5 protein-coding genes and 2 pseudogenes are annotated in these 4,624 nt (G+C 62.2%); 1 reads left to right on the forward strand and 6 read right to left on the reverse strand.

The window, feature by feature from the left end; genetic code table 11:
• The 5 genes and pseudogenes from IT540_RS15265 to IT540_RS15285 all read right to left on the reverse strand — a co-directional run.
• Window positions 1–629 (reverse strand): annotated as a pseudogene (locus IT540_RS15265) (hypothetical protein); the annotation flags it as partial.
• Complete coding sequence (locus tag IT540_RS15270; RefSeq protein WP_291179724.1) at window positions 626–991, reverse strand: VirB3 family type IV secretion system protein; 366 nt, start codon at window positions 989–991, stop codon at window positions 626–628. The pseudogene IT540_RS15265 and the gene IT540_RS15270, both read right to left, overlap by 4 nt.
• Window positions 992–1,003: 12 nt before the next feature.
• Complete coding sequence (locus IT540_RS15275; protein WP_291179726.1) at window positions 1,004–1,312, reverse strand: TrbC/VirB2 family protein; 309 nt, start codon at window positions 1,310–1,312, stop codon at window positions 1,004–1,006.
• Window positions 1,313–1,440: 128 nt separating this feature from the next.
• On the reverse strand, window positions 1,441–2,151 hold the full coding sequence (locus IT540_RS15280; RefSeq protein ID WP_291179729.1) for a hypothetical protein: 711 nt from the start codon (window positions 2,149–2,151) through the stop codon (window positions 1,441–1,443).
• 646 nt (window positions 2,152–2,797) lie between these two features.
• The gene (locus IT540_RS15285) at window positions 2,798–3,070 is read right to left on the reverse strand and encodes a hypothetical protein (protein ID WP_291179732.1); all 273 of its coding nucleotides are present in this window, start codon (window positions 3,068–3,070) and stop codon (window positions 2,798–2,800) included.
• A 240-nt stretch (window positions 3,071–3,310) separates the two neighbouring features.
• Here IT540_RS15285 and IT540_RS15290 point away from each other — a divergent pair.
• Window positions 3,311–4,038 (forward strand): annotated as a pseudogene (locus tag IT540_RS15290) (IS1 family transposase); the annotation flags it as partial.
• 379 nt (window positions 4,039–4,417) lie between these two features.
• On the opposite strand, the gene IT540_RS15295 reads toward IT540_RS15290, so the two are convergent.
• A partial coding sequence (locus IT540_RS15295) for a transposase (RefSeq protein ID WP_291179735.1) occupies window positions 4,418–4,624 on the reverse strand: 207 nt, incomplete at its 5' end.

Here is a 4,624-nt window from a genome sequence, read left to right on the forward strand (position 1 = left end):
AGCGGCACGGGCGACAGGTCCGCATTCACCAGCTGCCCGAAGAACTCCAGCGCGCGCGAGTACAGGCGCCCGCCAGACTCGTAGACACCAAGCCGCTCGGGATCGTAGCGGGCAAGTGAGGAGCCCACCGTCTGGGCGAGCTTCTCGCAGGCATCGAGCGCGTCCGTGTGCTCCGCGAGCCGGTGTTCTGCGGCCTTCGCGCTGAGCAGGCGTGCCAGGAGATTCGGCGCCGCTCCGGCAATCGCTCGGTAGGCCACCGACAGGTACAGCTCGTTGACCATCAGGGTCTCGGTGGACAACCGCGCCTGATAGCGGACCGAGAGTCTCTGCCCGAAGTTGTCCGCCGCCATGCTTCCGGTGCTGCCCGACCGGACCCTTTCCCGCCGACGGATGACATGCATCCATAGCGCGACATTCGGTGCGGCGATGTTTCGCCACAGCACGTTCAGCCGTTCGTGCCAGTTGTTCAGCACCCCATCGTCGGCCGTCTCGAAGCTCGCGCCGTCGAGCCGGAACACCTGCACATAGTCGCCGGCCTCCGTCCGCACCACATGCGGCGAGAGCTGCACGCGATACGGGATGCGAAGGGCCGCCGGCAGTTCGCGCTTCAGGGCCGTCGCGCGTTTCATGAGAGTCGCACCGTCGCGATGGCCTTTCTCCGACCGTTCCGATCCGGCAGGTCGAGCAACAGCGGGCTGTAGCTCGCCCCCTTCCAGAAGCGGATGCTGCTGAAGTAGGCAAGGAGTCGGGTCTTCGTCCACATCAGGAGCAGGTCGAAGTAGCGCGCGTCACGCGCGCACAAGAGCATGCAGATGCCGTGCACGGGCAGCATGATCAGCAGGACGAGAAGGTTCTTGGTCAGCAGAAACATTTCCATCGTGAACGCGGCATTGAGCAGCAACGCCGCGTAGGTCACGCCGACGCGCATCGGCGGTCGGGTGACCCCGACGAAGAGCGGATCGGCGGTGACCCCGGCGTTGTACGCTTCCACGACCCATGCCCCCTACACGCCGAACAGGGCCCGAATCCAGGCCACGATCTGCGGTGCACCGAAGATCGCTGCGATGCCGATCAGCGCGCCGATGACCCAGCCCCAGGAGATCCGGCCAACGGCGGCGGCGATGGCGAGCGCGATGACGATCAATATGGCGACGGGCGTCGCGATCGTCAGGGCAAACGTCACGAGTGAATTGGCACCCGTATCAAAGGGCGATCCCTGCGCAAAAGTGGCGCCGGGAACGAGGAGCGCCGCCGCGGCGGCGAGGTGGGCGAACAGATTGTTGCCTCTGCGAGTCTGGGTGCGCTGGTCCACGGCTCATCCCCTCCCTTTTGTGGGGATGCCATCGAATCACGCGCGCCGGCTGGCGAAGCAGTACAGGTTTCCGGGGAAATCCACCCGAAACTCCACAATCCTGCAAACTTCACGCGCGGACTCTGTTGTCATTCCTCCTGCGCAGCGTCCATCCTATTCTCCGCAATCAACGACAGGGGGGCGCCACCGGCGCATTGCGCATGAATCAGCTCTCCGCAGAAGTGCAGCTCTGCTTCGCGCCTGAGGCTCTGCAGGGTGGTCTCCTCCGGCTCGCGCGCCGCAATCAACAGCTCCCGCCAGAACTTCGGGTCGTCGTCCCAGCGAATACGCAGACGCTTTGCACACTCGACGGCGAACGTCCGCACTTGTTGCATTGTCAATGTGGCGATGCATTCGGCCACCAACGGCGGCATACCGAAAATCATCAAGGCAACCCCACGATCTTCACGTGCGACCTGCCAGGCGAACATCAGGGTCTCGAGCGCGAGCCATTCCCAGCGGGTCACAGGCGTCGCCCCGTCCGCGCTGATGCGTGCCTGTGCGCCGTTGCGCGCCGCCATTCGCCACCACGCCGCATCGCCGAATCGCAGATCGACAATCACAAACGGAAAGAGCGCCAGCCGTTTGCGCGAGATAGGATCGAGGCGACCCCACAGGTCCCGGTGCGTCGCGACGAGCGGAAATGGGTTGCCGCACTGAGCGTCGAAGCAAAGCTCGCAGAACAGCTCGATGAACTGCTCGTTCAGTTGCTGAGCCAAGCCGATGGCGTCGGCGCCCTTCCACTTGTAGCAGTAGAGCGACCGCACATCGGCCGGCGGCCGGTCTGGAGAGGTTCTCATGTGCATCCCCGCTGAATCACTGTTGCGACGAACAGATTCTTCGGATGCGCGGCGCCGAAGTCAGCTTCACTTTCCGGTGTGTTTGTATAGAAACTCGCAGGTTGGGCTATGGCTACGACAATCGACGACGTGAGATTCGACCGCCACTATCGACGAATCCAGCTGGGTCTGCGGTTGCTCGCGCATGGAGCCCGCGTACAGACCGCGTGCGACTGGAGCGGGCTGACGCCCGACCGTCTCATTACGCTCAAAAGGCGTTGGCTCCCCAGAGCTGCTGATGGCTTTCGTGGACCAGCACCGACTTCCTTCCAGACGTTTTTCCGCTCTGCCGCGCGGCTCAGTCACGCGACCGTATTCGCCAGCATCCATCAGGCCCTATGCCATCGCTCGATGCCTTCCGGCAAGGCCTGGGATTTGCGGCCGGGGCTTGAAAGCGGCGAGCGCCTGTGTGTGGCCTATGAAATATTTCGTGCGTGGGAACCGGACGCCGACATGGAATTCGACCAAGCCGTGCTATTGGCCAAGGGCACGGCCCGCTCCGAGGCTATCGAATTGCTCCGATGTCGAACCTGCCATAGCACCATGCTGATCGATACAGGGGCGCGACGGCGTGAAGTGTGCGCGGGCTGTCGTAGCCGGCGTTCGGCTAGTCCCTGACGAGGACCATCAGCACGAGCTGATAAAGCATGGCGAACAGGCCAAAGCCCAATGCCATACCCGCGATCAGCAGAAACGGGAACCGTGGGCCCACGGCAGAGAGCTCGAAGGCGATGGCAGCCACGAGGCCGCCGATCAGCAGGAAGCCGCAGAGGAAATCCACGATCGGCTTCAGCAGCAAGAGACTAGCTATGACCGGGAACGAGACGACCTTCCAGGTCAGTCGCGCCGATGCACTCAAGGCAGGGTACACACTTGCCATGGCCCTCTCCGTGGGCAGGAGTTCCACCCATGAACCGCCACGGGCAACTATACCCCACATTTCCACGCCCTACCTCCGTGGCCCATTCGTCACTCTCGAATGAAGAATATGGTTCTTTCAGAACTGCCTCAGATACCAGTCCCTCCGCGACGACGTTACTAGCGTCTGACCACTGGCCTTGCCCCAGTTTCCGTACAGGTTTCGACAAGTGACATTGGCCTTGGCCCCTTTTGCGCCTGCACCGTGGTCAAGCTGCTGACGGATGTCGGCGCGGCCTGCGCGGCTTATCAGGACAAGGCACTTCGGAATCTGCCCTGCAAGCGCATCCAGTGCGATGAAATCTGGTCCTTCGTCTACGCCAAGCAGAAGAACGTCGCGGACGCCAAGGCCGCCCGGAGGGCGTGGGCGATGCATGGAAGTGGACCGCGATTGATGCGGACGCCAAGCTCGTTGCCTCGTGGGTGATCGGCCCGCGCGACGGCGGGATCGCCTACGACTTCATACAGGACCTGGCCGGCCGTCTCGCGAGCCGCGTGCAGCTCCCCACGGACGGCCACAAAGCGTATCTGGAAGCCGTTGAAGCGGCGTTCGGCGCGGGCATCAACTACGCCATGCTCGTGAAAATCTACGGCGAGCCGAAGAATAAGACGCCGGAGCGCAAGTACAGCCCGAGCAGCTTCTGCGGTACGCGCGTCTCCACGGTCACGGGTGAGCCGGAGGCAGACGCGATCAGCACGTCCTACGTCGAGCGCCAGAACCTTACGATGCGTCTGTCCATGCGTCGCGCCACTCGCCTGACGAACGGCTTTTCAAAGAAGCTCGAAAACCTCGGCCATGCGGCCGCGCTTCACTTCATGTACTACAACTTCGGCCGCATCCATCAGTCGCTGCGAATTACTCCGGCAATGACCGCAGGCGTTTCGGATCACGTTTGGTCTCTCGAAGAGATTGCAGCACTAGCAGACCAGGCGTAAGTTCAGCCCCTGAAAACAATTGAGGGAGTTAAGAAATGGCTAAAGTTCCAGCTTTCCACTCGAAGAAGCCCAGTGACAGAAACGTGTACCACGACAATGACAAGTGCACGGAGGGCAACAATATCGAGCGGCAAAACAAAGTGCCCGGCACTGGTGGGCGGCCCCAGTGCGAGCATTGTAAACGACTAGGCTAAACTGCTTGGTCCGTGGTGCGGAAGGTCATTTCCCACCACGGGCCTTCTAACAGGGTGATGCAGAACGCCCGGACATGAGCGATCTGATGACATCGGCCCGAAGATCAAGCCGTTGCCACAGTTCGGGTTGGGGATCTGTTGCTGATCGGATGTTCATGACCGTGTTCATCGGCTCGCTGTCACGATGTTCCGATCGGCACCAGCCGCGACATCCTGAGCAGGTTGTAGGCGCTGGCGGCCAGATACGCCTGCATCTGAGTGCGAGCGATGCCGATCACGCGGCTCTTTCTCATGCCACCGACCGTCTTGAGCCAGCCGAAGATCTCCTCGATGCGCTTGCGGGTGCGCTGGCTCACGCGATAGCTGGCATGGCGCGTGGTGCGAGC

Origin of the sequence: Hyphomicrobium sp. (assembly GCF_020852195.1) — a bacterium.
In the GTDB taxonomy this organism is placed as follows: Bacteria; Pseudomonadota; Alphaproteobacteria; order Rhizobiales; family Hyphomicrobiaceae; genus Hyphomicrobium_C.

Bases quoted from the DNA above. Each gene is read 5' to 3' on its own strand.
- IT540_RS15280 (WP_291179729.1), bottom strand. From the start codon at position 2,151: ATGAGAACCTCTCCAGACCGGCCGCCGGCCGATGTGCGGTCGCTCTAC.
- IT540_RS15285 (WP_291179732.1), bottom strand. From the start codon at position 3,070: ATGGCAAGTGTGTACCCTGCCTTGAGTGCATCGGCGCGACTGACCTGG.